The sequence below is a fragment of the Corynebacterium sp. AOP12-C2-36 genome (genome assembly GCF_052379185.1).
Taxonomy (GTDB): Bacteria; Actinomycetota; Actinomycetes; order Mycobacteriales; family Mycobacteriaceae; genus Corynebacterium.
This window is the reverse complement of the sequence record NZ_JBQSYJ010000062.1, coordinates 1-1,218: the sequence shown is the minus strand read 5'-3', so window position 1 is coordinate 1,218 and position 1,218 is coordinate 1. Positions and strand designations below refer to the sequence as shown.

The following is a 1,218-nucleotide window of genomic DNA, read 5'->3' as shown; positions in this document are numbered from 1 at the left end:
ACCACGGCCATCGATGGCCGCCCTGCATCGCCTGGTGGACTCCCGAGCACAACACCTATCGCTGAATCCACCCAGCTACGCCACCGTGCGTAGCATCATCCAAGCTCTTGACCCGGCGATGGTCACCCTCGCCTTGGAGGGCCCGACGTCCTACCGGGATCGACACGAACTGGTCTACCGGCACCGGGCTAAACGCCCCAACGCCATCTGGCAGGCCGATCACACCCAACTCGACATCCTCATCCAGAACCCGGTCGGCACCCCGACTCGCCCCTGGCTCACCATCATCATCGACGACTACTCCCGGGCAGTGTGCGGCTACATGGTCACCACCACCTCCCCCTCGGCGATGAACACCGCCCTAGCACTACGCCAGGCTATCTGGCGAAAAACAGACCCCACCTGGGCAATGTGCGGTATTCCCGACGTCCTCTATGTCGATCACGGCTCCGACTTCACCAGTGGCCACATCACATACACCACGACAGCGCTGAAGATCCGGATCATCCATTCAACCATCGCCCATCCGCAGGGCCGCGGCAAGATCGAAAGGTTCTTCAGCACCGTCAACACCGAACTTCTCACCACCCTGCCCGGCCACCTCGCCCCCGGCGTCCGCAACCCACACCCGGTCCTGGACCTGACGAGCCTGGATACCGCCGTCGGTGAGTTCATCAGCAGCTACAACCAGCGCACCCATTCTTCGATCAACACCAGCCCGAAGGCCGCGTGGATCGGACAGGGATGGATTCCCAGGATGCCGGAAAACTTGGAAGAACTCGACGGGCTCCTGCTGCGGGTCTCCACCCACCGCCGGGTGCAGCGAGACGGCATCCACTTCCAAGGCCAGCGCTACATCAGCCCGACCCTGGCACCTTTTGTCGGCCATGACGTCACCATCCGCTACGACCCGCGGGATCTCTCCGAGATCCGGGTCTACGACCACGACACGTTGCTGTGCGTCGCCGTGGATGAAGACCACCCCAACCAGCGCTACAGCCTGGCAGATATCCAGGCCGCTCGTCGACGCCGACGGCGTCAACTACGTGCCGGAATCAACGAGCGCATCCCCACCCACGAGGCACGCCCAGCAGCCCTTTTCCCTGTGAACCCCGATGCAAACACCGAAACGCCATTCCCGCGTGGGCGTACGTCTCGCCTGCGGACCTATGAAGAGGACCTGTCACCATGAGCCGCGACTTCATCGTCACCAAAGAA

The 1,218-nt window shown here is 62.7% G+C and carries 1 protein-coding gene; it reads left to right on the top strand.

The window, feature by feature from the left end:
* The coding region (locus tag ACT3UN_RS16445; protein ID WP_444657657.1) for a Mu transposase C-terminal domain-containing protein at positions 1–1,192 on the top strand (1,192 nt) is incomplete at its 5' end.
* Between the last annotated feature and the right edge of the window lie 26 nt (positions 1,193–1,218).